This is a genomic window from Calditerricola yamamurae (assembly GCF_054654135.1).
In genome coordinates, this window is record NZ_BAAIFH010000006.1 from 707422 (window position 1) to 730982 (window position 23561).

Genomic DNA, 23561 nt, shown 5'->3' on the forward strand with positions numbered 1-23561 from the left:
TCGCTTCTCCCTGCGCCCCGTTCCTGCGCTCCGCTTCTCCGCGGATTGACGTTTTCATCCAGCAGGCGGCGATGGCCGTTTTTCGTCGAAGAGGAGAAGACCAGGGAGAGCATTCCTCTCCCTGGTCGTCCCGATTCCGCACACAAAGACATTACTCGGGTTTGTCGTTCGGATCCGGCTTCACCTTCGACTGATACCCGTCGTAGCGCACCTGCGTCACCATGCCCGCCGCGGCGTGGTGCAACACGTGGCAGTGGAACATCCAGTGGCCGGGGTTGTCGGCGCGGAAGGCGACCACGTATTCTTCACCAGGCTTGACGTTCAGCGTGTCCTTGATCACCGGGGCGCCGGTCAGCGGCTTGCCGTTTTTGCTCAGCACCTGGAAGAAGTGGCCGTGCAGGTGCATCGGGTGCTCGTCCATCGGGGACCGGTTGATGAGGCGCACCTTGACCAGATCGCCTTTCTTGACGCGGATGGGCGGCGTGTCGGGGAACGTTTTGCCGTTGATCGTGAAGACCATCCCCGTTTTGCCCATCGCCGTGCCCAGTTCCATCGTGTATTCGACGTCGTACTTCTGATCCAGCGTGAAGGGGCCTTTCTCCGCTTTCCCGTAGTTGAGCAAATCGACCCCCGGCAGCTTGGCTGTTTCGTTGGGCCGGTCCGTTTGCTTCGATGCGCCCTCGTATTGGATCGCCACCTTCATGCCCGGGGCGGCCGCCGTTCCCTCATCGTGGGATTCCAGGTACCAGGTTCCGGGATTGTCCGCCGTGAAGGCGATGTCGACGCGCTCGCCCGGCGCGACGGTCACGAGCTGGTCTTTCATCGGCCGCGGTTCGGCAACGCTCTGGCCGTCGCGCGCCACGACGGTGAAGGCATGGCCGTGAAGGTGCAGGGCGTGCGGCAGGGTGCCGATGTTGATCAGGCGAAGGCGCACGCGCTCCCCTTCCTTCACCTTAAGCGGTGGGATGAGGGAGCCCGATTTGCCGTTGACGGTGAAGATGTCGTACAGCTTCATGTGCTGCCGCATCATGTCGGTCATCGACATCTCCTGCGCGGCACCGCCGCTTCCTCCGTGCATGCCCTGCATGCCTTGCGTCCCCTGTGTTCCGTGCATGCCCTCCATGTTTTGCCCCGCCGTGCCGTCACCCGATCCGTGCATCATGCCGCCCATTGCCCCGTGGTCCATGCCGCCCGCGTTGTCGTCTTTCATCCACTCGTCCAGCATCAGCGTGTAGTCACGATCGTAAGCCGACTGGGGTTCTTCCACCACGATCGCGCCATACAGTCCGCGGTCGACCTGGTTGGCGCTGTCCTGGTGGGAATGGTACATGTACGTCCCGGAAACGGTCGCCTTGAATTCGTACACGAACTCTTCGCCCGGCTTGACGGCGTTTTGCGTCACGCCGGGAACGCCGTCCATCGCGTTGGGCACCGGCAGCCCGTGCCAGTGGATCGTCGTCGGAACCGGGAGCTCGTTTTTGAAGCGCACGCGCACGGTCTCGCCCTGCTTGACGCGGATTTCCGGGCCGGGCACGCTGCCGTTGTATGTCCACACCTCTTTCACGACACCGGGGGCAACTTCTTGCTTCGCTACCTTCGCCACCAGCTGGATTTCGCCGTTTTGGTCGGGACGCAACACGCGCGTCGGCTGGGCCGGCTCGCTCGAGACGGTCTGCACCGGCGCCGCGCCGTGGCCGCCAACGTGCTCCGTTGTGCCGCCCTTGTCGGCGCTCGAACAGCCGGCCAGCACCGCCAACGCCAAAACCAGAAGCGCCACCTTCCACTTCCCGTGGAATGCGCGCATGGTCTCTCCCTCCTCAAGGAAATGGTGAACGTTCGCCTCTCTTGTGCCGGTTCACCGGAAACGGGGCGAAACCGCCCCTTTCGAAGCGGAACCCGCTTTTGCCGTCTATCGTAAAGGGGCTGTGTGAGAAACGCGTGAAGAAAATGTGGCGGAACGGTGTCCGGAAAAAAGGGACTACCCGTCGGCCCGGCGCCATACACATGGATACCACATCGCCTGATGCGGGAGGTGGCGGCATGCCCGCCCTGATGTGGACCACGCTGCTGCTCGTCACCCTCATCAGCCTAGGCGTGACGGCCTGTTGCCGGCGGTGGCGCCGGAAGTTGTCCATGGAGTCGGCCCGCATGGCCGCCATGACCCTGGGCATGGCGGGAGGCCTGACCGTCGGCGCCGACGCAGCTGCGCTCACCGGCAACCTCTTCTCCGCCTTGTGGATGGGAGGCGGCATCGGTATGATTCTCGGAGCGTTCCCCGCGGTGGCTTCCTCCCCCATGGCCACGCTGGAAGGAATCCTGTCCGGCCTCATGGGCGGCATGATGGGGGCTATGACCCACGACATGTTGCCACCCGAGCGAACCGACACCTTCCTGAAGCTGGCGTTCACGCTTTTCGCGTGCGTCACCGTATTGCTTATGGCCTTTATGGCCGAGGAAGCCCGCCCGCGTTTCTTCTCTCTGTTTCGCCGGCCGTTTCTGCTTTCCGGCGTGCTGCTCTTGTTGCTGCTGGCCTATGTACGCCTGGACTCGCCCCTTTCCCTGGCCGCCAGAAACGACCACCCGCGTCCGCTTCGGTTTGAAATTGTCGCCGTCGATTTCGCTTATCGACCGAAGACGCTCTCCGTACCATCCGGCCAACCCGTCACCCTGTCCCTCGTGAACCGGGGCGCGGTGGAGCACGATCTTCACCTGGCAGGCTTCCGCGCAAAACCCCACGGCGATGGTTCGCCTCGCTCGCACGCGCAACACGGCGCTGAAACCTCCGCATGGCACCTGCACGCCAAACCGGGTGAAACGGCCACGATGACGTTCATCCCGCTTGAGCGCGGCACGCACGCCTTTGCGTGCACGCTGCCCGGACACGCCGAACAAGGCATGACCGGCACGCTCATCGTGCAGTGAGCGTTACAAAAACGCTCACGGCGTCAAACGTGGGCTCGTGCGCTTTCGAACAACGGTGCAACCAGTAAAGCAGAGGCACAATTTTTTGCTGAAGATAAGGCAACCTTTTGCCGCACCCCCTCGATGCCAAGACCTTCAAGTCACCGATTTCGGAGATTTTTTAAGTAGCTAGACCCTATCGTTCACGCATGGTGAAAGCACGGGGTAGGGGAATGGTGCGGCCACGGACATGATGATTGCCGTTGGGGAAACAAAGAAGATTATCACGAAATTTCTATCGTGTGTGAGCAACAGCGAATCGGAAGCAAATTGGACCAAATTCCTTTGCTGGTAAGGTTTTCTCGTCGGACATGGCAACGGCACGGATACTGCTCGAGGTGATTGGGAACGAGTTTGTATCGTCGGCTGCACATGACAAACATGTTCGAGCAGTTAATTGAAGAAATACGGCGATGTGAGCGGGTGGTCCGTATTTTTCCGATAGTTTGCTTCGGCGGAACGGGTGCTAGGGAATGTCCTCACGGAAATCGACAAGCAAGATGCCAAATAACACCACTCCTGAAGCCAAAGGTATTTTACACCAAAATTTTTATATTTAATTCTTGTTCATATTTCTTCCAAAAAACCGTCAAAGATTCGAACAGAGTTGGTGTTCTAAGGGTGTGCTAAGATGGAATTGGTGAAAGGTGTCTCACTCAAAACGTCTTCCTCTTAAACGTGGGGCGCAATCATCTTGGTTCGAAAGGAGTGATTGAGATGCAAAAAAAGATGATGTTGGGCGTATCGTTAGCCCTTGCCACTGCTTTGGTTACGGGAGGAATAGCAGTTGGCGCGGGATCAGATGACAACAAAGCAAACAATCTCACTCAGAAAATGTGTCACGCTATGAACACCAAGGAAGTCCAGGAAATGGTAAAGGCTTGCACAAAGTTTATGGAATCCTACAGCTAAAATTTCGACGGGTCTAAAATCGAGTAGAGTTCCAACATTTCTTCAAATGACCAATCTCGCTGATGTTGCCCTGTTTGCACAAATGGACAAAGAACATGCGTGGCCATGTGCGCAAATGAGGGACGTCGTTTCTCAACGCGTAACACCTGCATGTTTAACTGATGCATGGTCACTAAGTGTCAATAAAGTTATACCTACAGCCACCCTCATTTAATGTGGCTGTTTTTCTTTTTTAATGTGGGTGTTTTTCTTGTTGCGATTCCAAACTTCACGAAATTAAAATAGTTCATGGTAATTTTTATAACATGTATTTAAAATATCTTTCCGAGAGCGTCATAAAAACGCCCGCGGCATCGACCGCGGGCCTTAACATTCATTCTGTTACGTGCAGCTTCTTCTGCTCTATACGCAGCAGGACGGCCAGCGCCACGAGGGCAAGGAGGATGATGACCGCGCTGGTCCACTGCGCCGCTGTCCAATCGAACAGGTACCGCGGCGAATCGCCGCGCAAAAACTCCAAGAAAAACCGGCCCACCGAATACAGGATGGCGTACGCCAAAAAGATGAAACCTTTCGGCCACGCGCGATTTTTCAGCATGAGCAGCAGGCCGAACACGATCATGTCCCATTGCCCTTCCCACACTTCCGCCGGCCAGAGCGGCTGCGAACCGTACGCGTCGTAGGCGGCGGTTCCCGGCGGATACACGAGGCCAAAACCGGAACCCGTCGGCGAACCGTAGGCGTCGCCGTTCAACAGGCAGGCGACGCGGCCAATTCCCTGTCCGAACACCAGCGCCGGGGCAACGAGATCGCCCAGCTCCCAAAAATCGAGCTTGTAACGCCGTGCATACAACAGCACAGCAACCAACCCGCCAACCAACGCGCCTTGAATGGACAGCCCACCTTCCCAAATCGCCAACACCTCACCGAGATGGCGCGAATAGTAGTCCCACTGAAAAAAAAGCACCTCCCACAGCCGCGCCCCCAACAGCCCGCCCACCACGGCATATAGGGCAAGGTTGGGGATGTGCGGCCGGTATGCGGTGCCGCGGGACAAATAGCCGGCAACGCCCATCGCCAAGACAATCGCCAGCGCAACCACGAGGCCGTATGTCCGAACCGGAAAATCTCCGATCGTAAACAGAATCACCTTCATCCGAAACCCTCCCCTCCTGATTGGCGCTTTGATAATCTCCTCCATCCTACCGCCGGAATGTGAGGAATTTGTGTGCACACGACAGTGCATCGCCCATCAACAGCGATTCCGTCATGCACAAAAGGCAATCAAAAAGCCCTTCTCCCGAGGGGAAAGCCCCTCGGGAGAAGGGCCGGATGAAAGGATGGTTACACCGGTTTCCACCGGCGGAGCAGCAGGGCGTTGGTGACCACCGACACGGAGCTGGCCGCCATCGCCGCGCCGGCGAGGATCGGCGTCAAGAAACCAAAGGCCGCGATGGGGATGAGCACAACGTTGTAGGCGAAGGCCCAGAAGAGGTTCTGGCGGATCTTGCGCATCGTCGCCTTCGACAGCCGGATGGCGTTGACGATGCCCATGAGGTCGCCGCGCATGAGGGTGATGTCCGCCGCCTCGATGGCCACGTCCGTGCCCGTCCCGATGGCGATGCCGACGTCGGCCGCCGCCAGCGCCGGCGCGTCGTTGATGCCGTCGCCCACCATGGCCACCACCTTGCCCTCGCCTTTCAGCTTCTCGACCATGGCCGCCTTATCCTCGGGGAGCACCTCGGCCAGGACGCGGTCAATCCCCACCTGCCGGGCGATCGCCTCGGCCGTGCGGCGGTTGTCGCCCGTCATCATGATCACGTCAATGCCCATGGCCCGCAGGTGGCGAACCGCTTCCGCCGACGTCGGCTTCACCGTGTCGGCCACGGCGAGAAGGCCGACCGCCACGCCGTCGACGGCCACCAGCATGGCCGTCTTGCCCTGCGCCTCCAGCGCCTCCTGCGCCGCGCGCAACGCGGCGATGTCAACGTTGCGCGCGCCCATCAGCTTAGCGTTTCCGATGAGCACCGCGCGCCCGTCCACCTCCGCTTCGATCCCGTGGCCGGGAATGGCGCGGAAGCGGGACGGTTCGGCCAGGGCCAGTCCCTTTTCCCTGGCGGCCTTGACAACCGCCTCCCCCAGCGGGTGCTCGGAACCCCTTTCCGCGCTGGCCGCCAGGCGCAGGAGCTCGTCTTCGGCGTACGCGCCGGCGGCGACCACGTCGGTCACCTCCGGCTCGCCCTTGGTGATCGTGCCCGTTTTGTCGAGGATCACGGTGGTGATGCGGTGGGCGTTCTCCAGGTGCTCGGCCCCTTTGATCAGGATGCCCGTTTCGGCCCCTTTCCCCGTCCCCACCATCACCGCCGTCGGCGTGGCGAGTCCCAGTGCGCAGGGGCACGCGATGACGAGGACGGCCACGGCGCTGACGAGCGCGGGGGCGACACCGCTCACGGCGGCCGTCACGGCAAAGGTGAGACCGGCAATGCCGATGACGATGGGCACGAAGACACCGGAAATCTTGTCGGCCAGCCGCTGGATCGGCGCCTTGGAACCCTGCGCTTCCTCGACGAGCTTGATGATTTGCGCCAGGGCGGTGTCCTTCCCCACCTTGGTCGCCCGGAACGTGAACACGCCGTGCTTGTTCAGGGTGGCCCCGATCACCTCGTCGCCCACGCCTTTGGGCACGGGCAAACTCTCGCCGGTCAGCATCGACTCGTCGACCGTCGTGCTCCCCTCGACGATGACGCCGTCAACGGGAATCTTCTCCCCCGGACGGACGACGACCAGGTCGCCGACCCGCACATCCTCCAGCGGCACGTCTACTTCTTGCCCGTCGCGGATGACGCGGGCCGTCTTGGCCTGCAGGCGCATCAGCTTTTGGATCGCCGCCGACGTCTGCCCTTTAGCCCGCGCTTCGAGCAATTTCCCAAGCAAGATCAGGGTGAGGATGATCACCGACGCTTCAAAGTACAGCTGGTGAGGGGCACCGGCCACCACGGCATACAGGCTGTAGCCGTACGCCGCCGACGTGCCGAGGGCCACCAGCACGTCCATGTTGGCGCTCCCCGCGCGCAACGCCTTGACCGCGCCCCGGTAAAAGCGCATCCCCACCGTAAATTGGACGACGGTGGCGAGGACAAGCTGCAGGAAGGGAGGGAGGTGGAAGCGCCAGGGCCACTGCGGCGCAGCCTGCGCCGCAAAGTCGGATAGCATCTGCACCACAAAGGGGAGGGACAACAGCGCGCTGGTGAGCAGGGCCCGTTTCTGCTCGCGGTAGGCGCGCTGTCGGGCCTCTTCCTCGGCGTCCGTCCCCGCAGAGACGGCCGCGTCGTACCCCGCCTTGCGGACTGCGGCGACGAGGACGTCAACATCCGCCTTTCCGGACAGGTAGTCGACCGTCGCCGTTTCCGCGGCCAGGTTAACACGGGCGTCCAGCACGCCCGCCACCTTCTTGAGCTGCCGCTCGATGCGGGCGGCGCAGGCGGCGCAGGTCATCCCGTGCACGGCGAGGGTTACCGTCTCGCCGCGGACGTCGTACCCGATGCGCCGGACGGCGTCGATCAGGTCTTCCACCGACGTCCGCTCCGGGTCGTAGGTAACGGTGGCCTTCTCCGTCGCCAGGTTGACGGCTGCCGCCTTCACGCCGTCCACCTTGAATAAACCCTTTTCGATGCGCCGCGCGCACGCGGCGCACGTCATGCCCACGATGCCCAGTGTGACGTGCTCGCCCCGCTCCGCGTGTGTTGAACGGGATGCGGCTTCCGTGGTCATGGGCGTTCCCCCGCTTTCCGCGGTCATGCGATATCGTAACCCGCGTCTTCAATTGCTTCCTTCATTTTCGCTTCCCCAACCAATGCCTCGTCATACGTCACCGTTACGGTTCCCTGTGCGAGATCGACCTGAACGGCGGAAACGCCGGAAAGGCTCTTCAAGGCCCGCTCGATGGCTTGTACGCAATGGTTGCAGGACATCCCCTGCACGTTGAAGATTTTGGTGGTCATGGGTTTCACCTCCTCACGACTTCTTGAGAGCAAAGGTTGTAAATACCCCATGGGGGTATTTTACCCCCATGGGGTATTATATCGCTCCGTCCCGCTTCCTGTCAATGACATTCTCACGAGAAAAAACGAAGGGCGCCCCTCCGGGCGCCCTTTCCTTCGAAAGCACATTACGCCGCCATCTTCCGGCATTCCGCAGCGCATTTGCGGCACACCTCGGCGCACGCTTGGCAGTGCGCATCCTGGAACTTGGCGCATTCGGCCGCGCACGCCTCGCACAGGTTCGCGCACAAGGCGCACACCTGTTTGGCATACGCGCTGTTCCGCGCCATGTAGCGGGAGGCCATTGCGCAGATCTCCGCGCAGTCGCGCAGCAACTGGATGCACGCCACGCGCGCCTGGACATCCGGTTCGTTTAGGCAGGACGTCAGGCACTGTTCGCACGCCTGCATGCACGCGTTGCACGCGTCAATGCATGTCTGGAAATGTTCCACATGGGTTTGGACAACGGTGGGCATGTTGGAAACCTCCCAAAATTGGATTAGTGGGACGGATTGCCCTACGGGGTAATGTTCCTCGTGCCACGGGCGGTTATGCGCGGGTCCTTCACGGTCACGGAACAACAAACAACACGATCACGCCCATTTTTGCCGGTTCCTTTCCCTACATGCCATCATACACGCGGACTGGGGAATCTCCGCGGCGGAACACACTCACGTACATTCAAACGGCTGTCACCATTTCGCCGCATTTTCCTCACCGTACTCTCACACGGAATGTGCATGATGAGAACGAAACGGCACAACGTTTTTCGGGAAACGGACAAGGGAGCGGTGATCGGTGGCGAAAGCGAATCGAGCAACCAAACGCAAAACCCATCCCTTTTTACTGTGGGGAACTGTCGGCGTCTTGGTAGTCCTTCTCCTCGGCGCGGCGTTTCTGTGGCCCGGCAGGTGGGGAACAGGGAAAGCAGTCCAATTCGAACACCTTCACGGCCTGGGGTACTCCCCCGACGGTCAGCGCTTGCTCTTACCCGCCCATGACGGGCTGCGGGTGTACGCGAATGGCAAATGGACCCGACCGGACACGCCGGCGCACGATTACATGGGATTTGCGCCGGTGAAAGACGGCTTTTACGCCAGCGGCCATCCCGCGCCGGGAAGCAACCTGCCGGATCCGCTGGGACTGGTCAAAAGCACCGACGAAGGGGCCACTCTCAAGACCTTGGGATTGAGTGGCGAAGCCGACTTTCACGTCATGGCCGCCGGGTACTACTCGCGCGTCTTGTATGCGATTAACACCGCGCCGAACAGCAAAATGGATTCCCCGGGACTCTATTACACTGCCGATGAAGGAAAAACGTGGGTCAAAAGCGCGATGAACGGGCTGCCGAAAGAGGCCCTCACCGCCCACAACGCGTGGGTGGCTTTGGCCGTTCACCCTACGGACATCGCGGTGGTCGCCGTGGGCGTGGACAGCGGGCTTTATCTCTCCACGGATCATGGCCATCGCTTCCAACACGTTCTTCCCCAGATGCCCATCAGCGCCTTGGCGTTCACCAAAAAGGGAACGCTTCTCGTGGCCGGATACAGGAACGGTCCGTTCCTTTACGAGATGGACCTCGCCAACAAACAGCCCCGGAAAATCCGCATTCCGGTGGCAGACGACGACACGATCGTCTATCTGGCCCCCAATCCGGTTCACGAAGGCGATCTGGCGGTGGCCACATTCAATCGGGACGTGTACCTTACGCGGGACAAGGGTGTGAATTGGATCCAAATCGCCGATCAAGGGGAAGGAACAAGCAAGTCTTCCTCATCAATAACCAAACACGATGCTGCAGCTTCAGAAGGGGCACATGCAGCACCTTCTAAAGCTTTGTTTTCCTCGGTTACAGATAGGAGTTACCTTATTTTTTATGTTAAAGCCGCGCGCATGGCCGACCACCGCCGCAAAACCATCAAGCCCACTACTGTAATTGCAGCCAGGGCGGCGAATAAATACCAAGGCCATGTTGGGCTTTCCAGTCGTTGTGCGGCCGCTACAGCTTGATCACCCACAAGATTGCTAAGGACAGTACCCAGTTCCCAAATCAGAATGGCGGGTCGGGTTGTTTCTCAGTCGGTCAATCACTAGGCCAAGGACCCATAATCCCACCTCCCGTTATCGGGTTCGGCAATATGTCGCGTCATTTCTGCCAAAACACCATCCTGGTTATTTGATCAAGTCCAAATTTCTGTGTAAAATTGCCCCTCGGCTCGAACGGGCTTATCCCAAGAAATTACATACGGTCGGTAAGGGAATGGCCCCTAGCTGACCCGCACCACTTTCGCAGACGCTTCGGCCTCCTGAGCGGCACGCCATTCCAGGTATTCGGTCATGCCCAAATACTTTTTGCCGCTGGCCCACTTCTCGTCAATCTCCATCAGCAAAGCACCCAAAAGCCGCAAGGCGGACTCGCGGTTGGGGAAGATCCGAATCACTCGTTCACGGCGCCGAATCTCCTCATTCAGCCGTTCAACGGCGTTGGTGGTGCGCAGCCGCCTCCGGTACTTTTCTGGCAACGCCAAGACCGCCGTCGCGTCTTCAAAACCGGCTTCCAGGATCGCCATCGCTTTCGGTGCCTTCTCCTCGTACGCCTTCAGCGTTTGCTTCAGGAGTTGCCGTGCCGTCTCCATATCCGGTGCCTCCAGGATGGCCCGTACCCGGCCATGGACCTCCTCCTGCAGCGGTTTTGGTGTAGCATCGAGAATGTTTCGCACAAAGTGCGTCTGGCACCGCTGCCAGGTTACGCCCTGAAAGTGCCGCCGAATGGCGCGTACGAGCCCGCGATGGTCATCCGACACCACCACATCAACACCATGCAGCCCGCGGCTTTTCAACCAGCTGAAAAACTCGCCCCAGCTGGCTTCCGACTCGCTGTCGCCAAGCATCAGGCCCAACACCTCACGATATCCCTCGGTGTTGATGCCAATTCCGATAAGCGCGCCGCGTGACCGGACGCGCCCCTCTTCGCGTACCTTCAGCACCAGCGCGTCGACGAGGACAAAGGGATAGGCCTTCTCTTCAAGCGACCGGTTGTTCCATGCCTTGACCACCGGATCCAGCCGCTTGCACAGCTCCGAGATGGTGGATTTCGAGAACTCCGTACCGCACAGCTCCTGCGTGATCTGTTCAATTTTGCGCGTCGATACCCCGTTCACCACCATTTCCATTAAGGCCAACACCAGCGCCTGTTCGCTCCGTTGATAACGGGCAAACAGCTCCGTCGAAAACTTCCCGTTTCGAAACCGCGGAACCCGAAGCGTGAGGGTACCCACCCGGGTCGTGAGCTGATGCGGATACGTCCCATTGCGGTATCCCTGGCGTTCTTCCGTCCGTTCATAGGGCTCTGCACGCAGCTGCTCCGTGGCCTGAGCTTGCAAAATTTGATTCAAGACGGACTCCAGGAGCTTGGCGAGCGCATCGTCTTTCGTGTCGCGGAGAAAAAGTTGATGCAAAAGCTGTGCATCTACGGTAATCTGATAGTGAGCCATTTCGATCCCCTCTCCCTTTTTGGTTTTTGTGGGTTCAAGCTCCATTCTAACCGAGGGGGATTGGAAATGGCTCTCTGACTTTTTTCAGAGAGTCCTTTTTACACAAGAATATGGACTCAACTGGTTATTTCCTCTTAGTCCCAAGCGTACCTTTGTTGAAGCCAATGATCACCGTGGCTCTTTACGTAACCATTAGTCCCCTTTGCCCGAACAGTCACCGTCATTCTTCGGCGACGCTGAGGCACTGATGAGGACATAAAGCAACCGGCCCGCCTCGGTAGAGAGGCAGGCCGGTCTCGCTCCGTTCGCCTGGTACTCTCGTTCTTCTTGGCTTGCACTAAATCCTACATTGGTCTCTCCATGTTGTCAATTCTCCCGACTCCTCATCACTGCGAACAAATGTTGATTTGTTGTTCCGGCACGTGTTACCATGATATGGGGCGTGTTTCGCCTGCCCCGTCGGTACGCTAGTTGGGGCTAGTGTGCTGGTGGATTAGCATCCGAGGGCAAGACGGATGGCATCAACGCACCGGTGATAAACCGGTGCGTTGATCAGACTGCAGACAAACTCCCTCGGTGCCAACGCAGCCGAGGGAGTTTTCTTGTCGTCTGTGAACAATAAAGAGAAGAAATTAAGGGCATGGCGCCCTGTTTTTCCTAACCTCCATAACCAATTCGCCAGCTTTTTTAAATTCATGCAAGCAAAAACAAGCATCGCCTGCATTGTCACTTTTTCCAACCCACGTAAAGTGGTCCAACGCAAGCCATGCTTCTCCTTGAGATCCGCAAATACACGCTCAATCGTTTCCTTTCGGCGTGCATATAGGCGTTTATTCACTTCTGTATGGCGCAAGTGCTCCACTTCTTCCATGTAATGGGCCCAGATATGGCGGCTCACACGCTTAACCGCGTCGTGGCTTTCTGTGCACTGGGAGCGGAATGAACAAGATCGACAGGTCGTGGCATCGGAACGGTAGATTCGGTAACCCTCACGGGTCGTGGTTTCGTAGGTAAGCACTTGTCCGGCAGGACAAAGATAGCAATCGTAGTACTCATCGTACACGTAATCCTGCTTTCGATACCTTCCGTCTTTTGTGTGGGGACGGGTATACGGCATGACCGGACGGACCTGTTGGTCCAAGAGGTACTTGCTGATATAGGGTGTTTTATACCCTGCATCCACCGCGACAGCGCTGGGTTTTCCGACATGCTTGACGGCTTGCTCGAACACATCCGAAAAGACCTGACTGTCATGAACGTTGGCGGCCGTGACGACGGCACTGACGACAAAGCCGTTTTGGTCGCTGGCCGCATGGAAGGAGTAAGCGAACGTCTGTTCCTTTTCGTTTTTGACAAACCAGCCGCTGTCCGGATCAGTGGTGCTTTGCTTCACCTCCTTCCAGACGGCTTTAGACTTTTTTGGCAACGGCTTTTTCCCATGCGCTACGCGGTCCTGGTTGATTTCCTCTTCCAGAAGTTCTTGATATTTTTTTCCTTCTTCCTGAACGAGCCGCTTGATGAATTTTCTCTTGTTGGCGTTGGCTTTGACATGGGTGGAATCAATATACAGAACGGAAGGGTCCACAAGCCCGTGATGGCAGGCTTCTTCGAGAATGCGCGTAAAGATCTTTTCAAACAGGTCGGTACCCTTGAATCGGCGGACATAGTTTTTTCCAAACGTCGTGAAATGGGGAATGGGCTGGGTGAGATCGTATCCCAAAAACCACCGATAGGCGAGATTGGTTTCGATTTCCTTGATGGTTTGACGCATGGAACGGATGCCGAACAGATACTGGATGAGCACCATTTTGATGAGGACAACGGGATCGATGCTGGGTCTTCCGTTGTCTGGGCAATAACGATCTTCCACCAGGTCATAGATAAACGAGAAATCGATGGCGTTTTCGATTTTGCGGACCAGGTGATCCTGAGGAACCAATTCGTCCAACGAAACAACGGTAAGCTGGTAACGGCCTTCGGCCGACTGTTTTCTCAGCATGTGGCCACCTCTGCATGGATGAGATAAGAACTCTATTCGACAAAAAAGCGTGTAGACCTTGTACCTCCCGGTACTTTGTCTACACGCTGCCCCTCCCCTTGTTTAGGGGAGGGGATTTTTTCAGCGGGAGGTGAAGAGCTGTGTGGGTTGTGCTTTTGTACTTTTGAAATCACCCTACCGGCCCTGATGATGGCTAGGTCAGCCTGGCCGGGGCCTGGCAAAACCATAAAGTGATCGACGAAGTGGATGAGTACGGGGCCATCATCAGATACCGCTATGAGCTAAACGACGATTTGAGCCCCGAGCAGGCTGCCTGGGAGACGTGGAGCAAGAACGTCTCCAATTTCACCGAGTGGGCAGGGTTTGGTACTGTACCGCAGTTCCAGCGCACCTGGGATAACAAAGGGATCCAATGCACTGTAACCCAGACCGTGCGCATGCAAATATCACAGACTGTTGTGAACCGTTTGCTTGGAGAGGTCCCAGATGTGAAGGTCCAGGTACCGGTGCGGTGGGTTGCGAAGGCGTTGCCATACGTAGAGGAGAATTAACTGGAACGGGCCCGGAGGAAAACCCGGGCCCCCGTGTTTCTTAAAATTTGACAAACTCGGCGTAATAAGATGTAATAATGGGAGCAGGCAAAGGATTTCGTTTACCTAGCAAGCGGCATGTTAGTGGGCGGCTAAAGGGTATCAGCGTGGAGTATCATTAATCCCACGCTAACGTAAAACTAAAGTGGAGGCAACCAAAGGGGCCCGCCTCCCCCGGAATTCTGACTCGCTAGTTGGGGCCTAGCGAGTCAGAGGAAGAGAGGGACAAGCGGACGAGAAGCGCAATGATCTCCAGTACCGTCTGGAAGATCATTACGATGAGGATCGAATATCGCGATCGCTCATGAGTCTCACCTCCCTTCGTCAAAGACTCCGGGCAGGCGAGACTCCTTCCCTTTGGTGCCTCCACGACAGTTCTAACATATTTTGACAAAAATATTAAAGCATCGCAATTGAGGCAGTAGAAGCTGCTTTTTATTTTTTGCTTGGAGCGTATCTCGGGCCGACCGACTACCCGCTGGGCTTGAACCTGCTCCACCACGAGCAGGGCGAAAACATTGACGCGGTGGCCAAGGAAGTCCTGCACCTGCTCAAATTCGCCTATGCCGGGGACACACCGCGGATGGACCGGCTCGTCGAAAACGCCCTGCTGACCCTCCTCGAAGACCGGAGGCCCCACACGATCCTCGGCATTGTCCCGGTGCTGACGGACGAAGACTGGCGGAACCGCATCCTGCCAAACGTCCGCGACCCCATCGTCCGGCAGTTCTGGGAGCACGAGATCGAGGGCCATGCCATTGACCCAATCCTGAACCGCCTGTCGCCGCTGCTGACGAACCGCACCATGCGCCGCATGTTCGGTCAGAAAAAGTGGAGCCTGGATCTGCGCCGGTACATGGACGAGGGGCACATCTTCCTGTGGGACCTCCTGAACGTCTCGAAGGAAAACGTGAAGCTGGCCGTGGGGCACATCATCACCCAGTACCACCAGGCGGCCAAAACCCGCAGCAGCGGGGCCAAAGTGCACATTCTTGCCGTCGATGAGGCCCACCTGGTGCAGATCCCGGTCATGACCAAGATCATCGCGGAAGACCGGAAGTTCGGGCTGTGCCTCGGACTGATCACCCAGTACATCGGCCAGTTCGAGCCCTGGCTGGTGGACGCGATCACGGAGAACGTCGGGACGATCCTAACCTGTACGCAGGGCCCGAAATCGGCCCCGACCATCAGTGCCATGACCGCCGGTGCCTTTGACAAGGAGTTCCTTCAGAAGCTGCCGGAACGAAAGGTGGCCGTCTACACGCGCACCAAGAACGAAAGCGGTCACAGCGAGATCACGACGTTCATCGTGAAGTCGGATCCGCCGTACATGTACTTGCCGAACGGCAAAATCGCGAATCACCGGAATGAGCGCGAGGTTCAGGAGGCCATCCGGTGGGCGCTTGCAAAGGGGAGGGAGCTGCAAGCCCGGGACGGGACGCCGGCTGCGGTGGTGGACCGGGAGATTGAGGAATACCTTGCCGGCAGGACGTTACTTCAGGAAGCCACACTGGGCCGTGCGCGTGACGACGAGCCCAGCGACGACGGACCCGCTTTCTTCGAGTATTGAAGAAAATGGGGCTCTGGGATGGGACAGGATCTGTCCGCTCCCAGAGCCCTTTTTTCTCCCGCCCCCTGTATGGGATAGAGAGCTACGAAAGGGGAGACACGTATGATCTTCAATTGGCTGGACCATCCGTCGTTTCACCGGGACGAGCAACTCATCGCCATTCTCTACGACCTGGGGATGGCCTCTAAGCGGCAGTTGCAGGTCATTACGGGGTGGCATCCTCTTACCTTGAAAGACAGATTACGGCAGATTCGCAAAAGAGGAAGGACCAAGGAGGAAAAAGACCTCTGGCTCAAGGCGTACCCCATTCCCGGCCAGAGCCGTGATGTGGCCTATTCGCTCGGCCGGCTGGGTTTGGAGTATGCCCAGGAGATGGCCTTACAGCTCCATCGCGTGAGGGAAGCCCCCCAAGCCCAGGTTGCCCATTACATTGGGATCAATGACATACTGGTCCGGTTGCTGGAACAGGGAGTGTCGAGGGACAGGATTGTTTGGCTGTCATCTACTGAGGCGACCGATGTTCTGCTGCGCCAATGGGATCGAAAACAAAAACAGAAGCTGGACCGTCGGGACTTGATTCGCCCGGACGCGCGGCTCATCCTCGACAACAAGCACCGGTACTGGATCGAGTACGACAACAACACGGAAGGCCCGCGGCAACTCGAACGCAAATTTCACGCTTATGTGAAAACGTTGATGCCGATTAAGGATACCAGTCCGGTTGTCTGGGTGGCATTCACCGAGAATAGACGGGACTACCTAAAAGCCAATTGGGAAGCGTTTGTAAATTTATTCTACAAAGATGAATTTGTACCCCAAATGTACTTTTTTATTCCTGGTGAAGATACACAGTTTTTCCTGTCGAATTTGCAGGCATGACCTGCTTTTACTTACATCCGTTTATACCTCCATTCGTACCTCCTCATATACCTCCTTTCATACCTCCTTTCGCCCCTCCCCACACCTGTCACAATCCCTGTTCCTCACTCGAATCGCTGAACTGACTTGGTGCTCTATAGCACCCTTTTCGTTTTCAAATTCATCCGCCTTTCTCCATCTGACCGTTTCCAGTTCCCCTTCTGCTTGCTTCTTTTTTTTTTGTTTCTAGTTGGTCTCTTGCAGCGCTGGGCGCTGCTTGCTGGGTTGCCCTCTGCGTGGAGGTCGGCTTCGTGCACGTGGCGCCAGTCGATCCGCTACGAGGCGTGCTCGTGTACCTGCACTTGGGTTGTTTAGCATTGCGGCGTCAAGAACACGGTGCAGTCTCGATGAAACGACGATGCCCCCGGCGTTGTACCGGGGGCATTTTTCTTTTCAAAAGGGTTTGCAACCTTTTAGTCCACTGACGAGCGAGAAAGCCCGGCTCACTGGCCGGGCTTTTCTGTTGCCCTGGTTTGGGGTAAAATACGAACAGATGTTCTAAGAACATGTGTTTGGTGAGGTGCCATGCTCCGCGATCTCCAGCGTTACCTTGCCCGTCGTCAACAAGCTTGTTCTGTTCACCTTCCCGTTTAATGAGGCGGGACAGCGCCTGTACCGTAAGTGTGGGTTCCGGGAGGTCGGCGTGTTTCAGAAACAGGGCCGACTCGACGGCTGCTTCGTCGACGTCATGGCCATGGAAAAGCTGCTGGTCGAAGAATGAAAGCACGCACGCGACCACATTCAAAAAGCCCTTGGCATTGCCGTGTTGGCAAGCCAAGGGCTTTCATTTGCCTGCGACCGGTTCGGGCGTCACGCGAAGCCCCTCACTTCGAGTTCCTCGGCGAAGCGCTTAATGCGCGCTTCGATTTCGTCGCGCACGCGCCGGAAGACCGCCAGGCGTTCTTCTTCGGTGCCCGTCGCTTTGGCCGGATCGTCGAACCCCCAGTGCTCGCGCGTGACGTTGGGCGGCGTTGCCGGACAGCGATCGTTGGCATCGCCGCACAGCGTGATGACATAATCGGCTTTGGCCAGTAGCTCCGGATCGATCACGTCAGACGTCTGGGCGGAAATGTCGATCCCCTTTTCCGCCATGACCTTCACCGCCATCGGATTGAGGCCGTGCGCTTCAATCCCCGCGCTATAGACCTCAAACCGATCGCCAAGGTATTTTTTCGCAAACCCCTCCGCCATTTGGCTGCGGCAGGAGTTGCCTGTGCACAGGAAATACAGGATTTTCTTTTGCATGATCGCACCCCCTTCGCACGGCTTCTCTTCAAACAACCGCATGTTAACTCCCTTTCATGGCGGCGCTCGCGAAATATTTTCGTCGCAGCCAGAAGGCCACGTTGACCAACCCAATGAGAACCGGCACTTCAACGAGCGGACCGATTACGGCCGCAAAGGCGGCACCGGAGTTGATGCCAAAGACGCCGATGGCAACGGCAATGGCCAGCTCAAAATTGTTGCTGGCGGCCGTAAACGAAATCGACACCGTCTGGGAATAGTCGGCCCCCACCTTTTTGCCCATGTAGAACGATACAAGAAACATGACGACAAAGTAAAGGACCAGGGGAATCGCAATGCGAAGGACGTCCAGCGGGAGCCGCAGCACCAACTCGCCCTTCAACGAAAACATGACCACGATTGTGAACAACAAGGCGACCAGCGTGAGCGGGCTGATCACGGGAACGAAACGGGTCTCGAACCACTCACGGCCTTTCCACCGGATCAACACAAAACGCGTGATCATACCCGCAAAAAAGGGAATGCCGAGATAAATCAACACGCTTTGGGCAATCTCGCCCATGGTGATCGCCACTACTGCGCCTTCCAGCCCGAGCCACGCAGGCAAAACGGTGACGAAAAGATAGGTGTAAACGGAATAGAAGAGGACCTGGAACACGGAATTGAACGCCACCAGCCCCGCCGCATATTCACGGTTTCCGTCAGCCAAGTCATTCCATACGATCACCATGGCGATGCATCGGGCCAGGCCGATCAGGATGAGCCCGACCATGTATTCGGGTTGGTCCCGCAAAAAGAGGATCGCCAGGACAAACATCAACACGGGGCCGATGACCCAGTTTTGGAGAAGCGACAACCCCAACACGCGAACGTTGCGAAACACCTCGCCCAACGCCTCATAGCGCACCTTGGCCAAGGGCGGATACATCATCAAGATCAGGCCGACGGCGATGGGAATGGAGGTGGTTCCCACCTGAAAACGGGTGAGAAGGTTGACCACATCCGGAAAGAGATACCCCACGCCGATGCCGGCAATCATGGCCAAAAAGATCCACAACGTCAAGTAGCGATCTAAAAATGACAGCCTTCTCGCCACTCCGTTCACGCTACCACTCCCTTTGGTTACGTTCTCACGCAAATTCAACTGTTACCGGCATACAACTCTTCGCCCTCTCTGTTTGAGTTTTTCTACCTCTTCCCGCAAATCCGGAAGCATCCGTACAACGTCATCAAAAAACGGGTATATCGAGCCGTCCAGCGAATAGAAAACCCATTGGCCTTGACGTCGCTCCTTGACTAATTTCGCCTGTTTCAACCGCCTCATGTGTTGGGACACGGCCGGCTGCGTCATCCCCAAAATGTCCACCAGCTCGCAAACGCATAGTTCTTCTACCTTTAACAAGGCCAGAATGCGTAGCCGCGTTTTATCGCCAAGCGCTTTGAAGCAATCCGCTAGCAAGTCCCATTCCATGTTTTCACCTCCATCGATAATTAAGCATATGCTTATATAATTGTCAATAGACGTCACACACTTCCAAACCAGCAGAGGTAGGAAGTCGGGGGGGTAAATAAGGGTCGAATCCCACTGAGTGGCAGCAGCCTTGCGTGCCTCCAGCTCCATCAGCAGGCTGGAGTTGCGGAGTCTGTATAAAAAAGGATACACGGAGTCCGAAAAGGCTGAACCGCGACGATCTGATAATGTTGTTTGACGTCTGACGTGTTAGAACAGCCCGGCTCAATGGCCGGGGTTTTCTGTTGCCTTTGTTTCGGGTAAAATACGAACAGATGTTCTAAGAACGCATGTATGGTGAGGTGCGATGCTCCGCGATCTCCAGCGCTACCTCGTTCGTCGACAGGTGGTGGACATCGTCTACATGGACCGTGCCGGCCGGCTCAGCCAGCGCCGCGTCCGGCTGCTGCGCGTCGATGCCCACCACGTCCGGGCCTACTGCTATGAGCGGCGCGCCGTGCGCACGTTCAGCTTGGCCAACATCCTCGCGGCCATGCCGGCGAAGGAGGGCGGCGCCGCGTGAAACAGGACGACCGTGCGCCGCAGTACGACCCGATACGCCTGGCCTACTGGAGTCAGGCCGACGTGTGTCGGTGTCTCGCCCGCGGAAAGTGGCGGTGGATCGACGGCGAGCTTCGCTGCCTGCGGTGCGGGAAGCCCAAGTAGCCCGACCCGGCAGCGGGAAAGCCGTGGTGGGCCGTCGAAGATTGAGGGCACTCCTACAAAAAAAGACATCAACGCACCGGTTTATCACCGGTGCGTTCAGCGTGTAGACAAAGTACCGGGAGGTACAAGGTCTACACGCTTTTTTGTCGAATAGAGTTCTTATCTCATCCATGCAGAGGTGGCCACATGCTGAGAAAACAGTCGGCCGAAGGCCGTTACCAGCTTACCGTTGTTTCGTTGGACGAATTGGTTCCTCAGGATCACCTGGTCCGCAAAATCGAAAACGCCATCGATTTCTCGTTTATCTATGACCTGGTGGAAGATCGTTATTGCCCAGACAACGGAAGACCCAGCATCGATCCCGTTGTCCTCATCAAAATGGTGCTCATCCAGTATCTGTTCGGCATCCGTTCCATGCGTCAAACCATCAAGGAAATCGAAACCAATCTCGCCTATCGGTGGTTTTTGGGATACGATCTCACCCAGCCCATTCCCCATTTCACGACGTTTGGAAAAAACTATGTCCGCCGATTCAAGGGTACCGACCTGTTTGAAAAGATCTTTACGCGCATTCTCGAAGAAGCCTGCCATCACGGGCTTGTGGACCCTTCCGTTCTGTATATTGATTCCACCCATGTCAAAGCCAACGCCAACAAGAGAAAATTCATCAAGCGGCTCGTTCAGGAAGAAGGAAAAAATATCAAGAACTTCTGGAAGAGGAAATCAACCAGGACCGCGTAGCGCATGGGAAAAAGCCGTTGCCAAAAAAGTCTAAAGCCGTCTGGAAGGAGGTGAAGCAAAGCACCACTGATCCGGACAGCGGCTGGTTTGTCAAAAACGAAAAGGAACAGACGTTCGCTTACTCCTTCCATGCGGCCAGCGACCAAAACGGCTTTGTCGTCAGTGCCGTCGTCACGGCCGCCAACGTTCATGACAGTCAGGTCTTTTCGGATGTGTTCGAGCAAGCCGTCAAGCATGTCGGAAAACCCAGCGCTGTCGCGGTGGATGCAGGGTATAAAACACCCTATATCAGCAAGTACCTCTTGGACCAACAGGTCCGTCCGGTCATGCCGTATACCCGTCCCCACACAAAAGACGGAAGGTATCGAAAGCAAGATTACGTGTACGATGAGTACTACGATTGCTATCTTTGTCCTGCCGGACAAGTGCTTACCTACGAAACCACGACCCGTGAGGGTTACAGAATCTACCGTTCCGATGCCACGACCTGTCGATCTTGTTCATTCCGCTCCCAGTGCACAGAAAGCCACGACGCGGTTAAGCGTGTGAGCCGCCATATCTGGGCCCATTACATGGAAGAAGTGGAGCACTTGCGCCATACAGAAGTGAATAAACGCCTATATGCACGCCGAAAGGAAACGATTGAGCGTGTATTTGCGGATCTCAAGGAGAAGCATGGCTTGCGTTGGACCACTTTACGTGGGTTGGAAAAAGTGACAATGCAGGCGATGCTTGTTTTTGCTTGCATGAATTTAAAAAAGCTGGCGAATTGGTTATGGAGGTTAGGAAAAACAGGGCGCCATGCCCTTAATTTCTTCTCTTTATTGTTCACAGACGACAAGAAAACTCCCTCGGCTGCGTTGGCACCGAGGGAGTTTGTCTGCAGTCTGGGGGAAGAAAACTACTGCACCAAACGCAAACCGGAGATCTTGTCAACGAACTGGAACCCGTCATTGCTCGGGTCGGAATTCTCAAGCATCCCCAGCTCTTCAGAGTCCGGCGGAGGCGGAACCGGTTTAATCCGGGCCGATACACAGTAATCGTATGGATATTTCAGCAGCCGTAACCCCGTCGATCAGTGAATTCATCCCCTTCGTATACTTCTTGAATATCAAAGACATCATACTTGTCGAGATAGTCCAGGGTCTTGTTCGCCACAACATCAACAAAATACGCTTCCCAGCTGTCGAGGATGGCCGGACGCTCGTCGATTCCTGCCAACCCCGACCGCGACAGGTCGCCAACAAGACGATCGAAACGTTGGCCATACGGAATTGAAGGATCACCCCAGGATGGAACAGCTGCTGCAAATGCAGTGTTCGTCAAAATCAAAGATACAACCAACATCAAAAGAAAAAGAGGCCGTAGAGCCTTCATTTTAGCCCAAGCCCCCTTAAAATAGCGTCAAGAGTGGTTACTTCATCATCTTCTCCTTTTTGAGATTTGCTTTGGTCGAGCATTCCCTTCCATACCGCATCCCCCTTCCACCCAATAAGGGGAGCGGGAGAAAGAATCGCCAACCATTCATCAACACAATCTGGCCGTATTTTCATCGTCCCGTTAGAATAACGTTAAGAAGTAGCGCGAAAGGAGGAACAACCAAATGCCTCGCCGACGCCTCACAGCCGCCATTACCAAAGAAGGCAAATGGTACGTAGCCCGTTGTCTTGAAGTCGAAGTCACCAGTCAGGGCGAAACGGTGGAAGAAGCTATCACCAACCTTCGCGAAGCCCTAGAATTGTACTTCGAAGATACGCCATCCGTCATCTTACCGGACGCCGGCCCAATCATCGCTCCCGTTGACATCGAGGTGCAAAAAGCTTGAGCCCGCATCTGCCAATCGTATCCGGAAAAGAAGTGATCGCGGCACTAAGCCATGCCGGCTTCGTGAAGGTGAGCCAAAAGGGAAGCCACGTCAAGGTGCGACACAAGGACGGTAGGCAGGCCATTATCCCTTTACACGACGAGCTGGCACCCGGTACTCTCCGGTCAGTGCTCAAACAAGCCGGCATATCCGTCGAGGAATTTCGTAAACTGCTGTCCAAATGAACTGTCCTTTCGTCTAAACAAGAAGTACGAGAGAAAAATCAGATGGTTGCCCTCATTACCCCACGCTCTTATCACCGGCCCACCACTCCCGCCATGAGCCGACCGGAATCTCCGGACATCCGCGGGAATCCGGCCACACATACACCCATCCTTCCCGGTCGTCCCGGGCATCCTGTACCCATACCCTCTCATAGAAATTCTTCTGGCCAGGCCCCCGATATCCTTCCAGCCGATCCATCGCCCGCAGCCCCTCGGGGGTAACATCGAACCATCCCCCCTCAATCTCAGGCCCGTCCGGATCTAACACCAATGCTGGAAACGCCCCTACATCGTACAGCCGACCGCGCACCCGCCCCGGCCGTACACTGAGCAGGTGGGGAGCCGCCACCCGGTGGTTCCACTCACCAACCAGCAGGGTTCCGTACACGAATACACTGATCATGACCGGCTTCCCTCCTCTTTCCTTCTCTGCTCGATCCACTCCTTCGCCCAGGCGATCCCCATCCTTATCCCCATCTCAATCCGCGTCGCCACCGCTTCGTCCCGCACATCAATCATCTGGCCCTCGTACAACACGTAATCGGTCTTCCATAACTCGGCGATGAGATCGACAGTTCGGGCGGGCGGCTTAATTTCCCCAACAAGGTCCTGTATGGGCAAGCCATACACTTCGGCCATTTTGAGCAGCAGGGCCCCACCGATTCCCTTTATGTCCCGTTCGATGTTGCTCAGGTGACCGGTGGAAATCCCCAGCAAGGACGCTGCCTGCTGGAGAGTCAATCCCTTTTTCTGTCTAAGCTCGCGGAGGTATGCCCCGCTGAGCTTTATGCCTTTTCGCTCGGTTTTGTCCATGGAAAATCACCTCT

22 protein-coding genes and 2 pseudogenes are annotated in these 23561 nt (G+C 56.8%); 11 read left to right on the top strand and 13 right to left on the bottom strand.

Going from position 1 to position 23561, the window contains the following annotated elements:
* Positions 1-151 precede the first annotated feature (151 nt).
* Entirely contained in the window at positions 152-1804 is a 1653-nt protein-coding gene (locus ACYQ0Z_RS09860; protein WP_459867408.1) for a multicopper oxidase family protein, read from the bottom strand.
* A 236-nt stretch (positions 1805-2040) separates the two neighbouring features.
* On the opposite strand from ACYQ0Z_RS09860, the gene ACYQ0Z_RS09865 reads away from it, so the two are divergent.
* On the top strand, positions 2041-2922 hold the full coding sequence (locus ACYQ0Z_RS09865; RefSeq protein WP_459867411.1) for a plastocyanin/azurin family copper-binding protein: 882 nt from the start codon (positions 2041-2043) through the stop codon (positions 2920-2922).
* A gap of 756 nt (positions 2923-3678) precedes the next feature.
* On the top strand, positions 3679-3873 hold the full coding sequence (locus ACYQ0Z_RS09870) for a hypothetical protein (RefSeq protein WP_459867414.1): 195 nt from the start codon (positions 3679-3681) through the stop codon (positions 3871-3873).
* A 373-nt stretch (positions 3874-4246) separates the two neighbouring features.
* On the opposite strand, the gene lgt is transcribed toward ACYQ0Z_RS09870, so the two are convergent.
* The 4 genes from lgt to ACYQ0Z_RS09890 all read right to left on the bottom strand — a co-directional run bounded on the left by lgt (position 4247) and on the right by ACYQ0Z_RS09890 (position 8389).
* The gene (gene lgt, locus ACYQ0Z_RS09875) at positions 4247-5029 is read right to left on the bottom strand and encodes a prolipoprotein diacylglyceryl transferase (RefSeq protein ID WP_459867417.1); all 783 of its coding nucleotides are present in this window, start codon (positions 5027-5029) and stop codon (positions 4247-4249) included.
* A 188-nt stretch (positions 5030-5217) separates the two neighbouring features.
* On the bottom strand, positions 5218-7644 hold the full coding sequence (locus ACYQ0Z_RS09880; protein ID WP_459867420.1) for a heavy metal translocating P-type ATPase: 2427 nt from the start codon (positions 7642-7644) through the stop codon (positions 5218-5220).
* Positions 7645-7667: 23 nt separating this feature from the next.
* Positions 7668-7874 carry a copper chaperone CopZ gene (gene copZ, locus ACYQ0Z_RS09885; RefSeq protein ID WP_459867423.1) on the bottom strand — a complete coding sequence of 69 codons (207 nt, stop codon included), beginning with the start codon at positions 7872-7874 and terminating at the stop codon, positions 7668-7670.
* 167 nt (positions 7875-8041) lie between these two features.
* The gene (locus ACYQ0Z_RS09890; RefSeq protein WP_459867426.1) at positions 8042-8389 is read right to left on the bottom strand and encodes a four-helix bundle copper-binding protein; all 348 of its coding nucleotides are present in this window, start codon (positions 8387-8389) and stop codon (positions 8042-8044) included.
* Positions 8390-8711: 322 nt separating this feature from the next.
* Here ACYQ0Z_RS09890 and ACYQ0Z_RS09895 point away from each other — a divergent pair, with 322 nt between their 5' ends.
* Positions 8712-9923, top strand: a complete 1212-nt coding sequence (locus ACYQ0Z_RS09895; RefSeq protein ID WP_459867429.1) for a F510_1955 family glycosylhydrolase — start codon at positions 8712-8714, stop codon at positions 9921-9923.
* 257 nt (positions 9924-10180) lie between these two features.
* Here ACYQ0Z_RS09895 and ACYQ0Z_RS09900 read toward each other — a convergent pair whose 3' ends face one another.
* Positions 10181-11407 (bottom strand): IS256 family transposase, encoded by a 1227-nt coding sequence (locus tag ACYQ0Z_RS09900; RefSeq protein WP_459864370.1) that lies wholly within the window; start codon positions 11405-11407, stop codon positions 10181-10183.
* 493 nt (positions 11408-11900) lie between these two features.
* Positions 11901-13406: an IS1182 family transposase gene (locus ACYQ0Z_RS09905; RefSeq protein ID WP_459867432.1), complete on the bottom strand. Its 1506-nt coding sequence runs from the start codon at positions 13404-13406 to the stop codon at positions 11901-11903.
* A 1032-nt stretch (positions 13407-14438) separates the two neighbouring features.
* Between ACYQ0Z_RS09905 and ACYQ0Z_RS09910 the strand changes: the two genes are divergently transcribed.
* The 3 genes and pseudogenes from ACYQ0Z_RS09910 to ACYQ0Z_RS09920 form a co-directional block, all read left to right on the top strand.
* A complete protein-coding gene (locus tag ACYQ0Z_RS09910; RefSeq protein WP_459867436.1) occupies positions 14439-15566 on the top strand; it encodes a type IV secretory system conjugative DNA transfer family protein in 1128 nt (375 codons plus the stop codon).
* A gap of 102 nt (positions 15567-15668) precedes the next feature.
* The gene (locus ACYQ0Z_RS09915; protein ID WP_459867439.1) at positions 15669-16445 is read left to right on the top strand and encodes a replication-relaxation family protein; all 777 of its coding nucleotides are present in this window, start codon (positions 15669-15671) and stop codon (positions 16443-16445) included.
* A gap of 604 nt (positions 16446-17049) precedes the next feature.
* Positions 17050-17205 (top strand): annotated as a pseudogene (locus ACYQ0Z_RS09920) (N-acetyltransferase family protein); the annotation flags it as partial.
* Positions 17206-17294: 89 nt separating this feature from the next.
* Here the strand turns inward: ACYQ0Z_RS09920 and arsC are convergent.
* Genes arsC through ACYQ0Z_RS09935 form a run of 3 tightly spaced genes read right to left on the bottom strand, consistent with a single transcriptional unit; the run spans position 17295 to position 19200 of the window.
* Positions 17295-17729, bottom strand: coding sequence for an arsenate reductase (thioredoxin) (gene arsC, locus ACYQ0Z_RS09925; protein ID WP_459867442.1), 435 nt, complete (start codon positions 17727-17729; stop codon positions 17295-17297).
* 43 nt (positions 17730-17772) lie between these two features.
* Positions 17773-18825, bottom strand: coding sequence for an ACR3 family arsenite efflux transporter (gene arsB, locus ACYQ0Z_RS09930; RefSeq protein WP_459868884.1), 1053 nt, complete (start codon positions 18823-18825; stop codon positions 17773-17775).
* A 51-nt stretch (positions 18826-18876) separates the two neighbouring features.
* Positions 18877-19200 (bottom strand): ArsR/SmtB family transcription factor, encoded by a 324-nt coding sequence (locus ACYQ0Z_RS09935; protein WP_459867445.1) that lies wholly within the window; start codon positions 19198-19200, stop codon positions 18877-18879.
* A gap of 346 nt (positions 19201-19546) precedes the next feature.
* Here ACYQ0Z_RS09935 and ACYQ0Z_RS09940 point away from each other — a divergent pair, with 346 nt between their 5' ends.
* The 3 genes and pseudogenes from ACYQ0Z_RS09940 (at position 19547) to ACYQ0Z_RS09950 (ending at position 21686) form a co-directional block, all read left to right on the top strand.
* Positions 19547-19762 (top strand): WYL domain-containing protein, encoded by a 216-nt coding sequence (locus ACYQ0Z_RS09940; protein WP_459867448.1) that lies wholly within the window; start codon positions 19547-19549, stop codon positions 19760-19762.
* Entirely contained in the window at positions 19759-19905 is a 147-nt protein-coding gene (locus tag ACYQ0Z_RS09945) for a hypothetical protein (RefSeq protein WP_459867451.1), read from the top strand. Before ACYQ0Z_RS09940 ends, ACYQ0Z_RS09945 begins: the two co-directional genes overlap by 4 nt.
* 186 nt (positions 19906-20091) lie before the next feature.
* A pseudogene (locus tag ACYQ0Z_RS09950) lies at positions 20092-21686 on the top strand (IS1182 family transposase).
* A gap of 13 nt (positions 21687-21699) precedes the next feature.
* Here the strand turns inward: ACYQ0Z_RS09950 and ACYQ0Z_RS09955 are convergent.
* On the bottom strand, positions 21700-22023 hold the full coding sequence (locus ACYQ0Z_RS09955; RefSeq protein ID WP_459867454.1) for a hypothetical protein: 324 nt from the start codon (positions 22021-22023) through the stop codon (positions 21700-21702).
* A 226-nt stretch (positions 22024-22249) separates the two neighbouring features.
* Between ACYQ0Z_RS09955 and ACYQ0Z_RS09960 the strand changes: the two genes are divergently transcribed.
* Together ACYQ0Z_RS09960 and ACYQ0Z_RS09965 are read left to right on the top strand one after the other, a co-directional pair.
* On the top strand, positions 22250-22471 hold the full coding sequence (locus ACYQ0Z_RS09960) for a type II toxin-antitoxin system HicB family antitoxin (RefSeq protein WP_459867457.1): 222 nt from the start codon (positions 22250-22252) through the stop codon (positions 22469-22471).
* A gap of 32 nt (positions 22472-22503) precedes the next feature.
* The gene (locus tag ACYQ0Z_RS09965; RefSeq protein WP_459868887.1) at positions 22504-22695 is read left to right on the top strand and encodes a type II toxin-antitoxin system HicA family toxin; all 192 of its coding nucleotides are present in this window, start codon (positions 22504-22506) and stop codon (positions 22693-22695) included.
* Positions 22696-22750: 55 nt separating this feature from the next.
* Here ACYQ0Z_RS09965 and ACYQ0Z_RS09970 read toward each other — a convergent pair whose 3' ends face one another.
* Positions 22751-23137 (bottom strand): gamma-glutamylcyclotransferase family protein, encoded by a 387-nt coding sequence (locus ACYQ0Z_RS09970; RefSeq protein WP_459867460.1) that lies wholly within the window; start codon positions 23135-23137, stop codon positions 22751-22753.
* On the bottom strand, positions 23134-23547 hold the full coding sequence (locus ACYQ0Z_RS09975; protein WP_459867463.1) for a helix-turn-helix domain-containing protein: 414 nt from the start codon (positions 23545-23547) through the stop codon (positions 23134-23136). Before ACYQ0Z_RS09975 ends, ACYQ0Z_RS09970 begins: the two co-directional genes overlap by 4 nt.
* Positions 23548-23561: the final 14 nt, after the last annotated feature.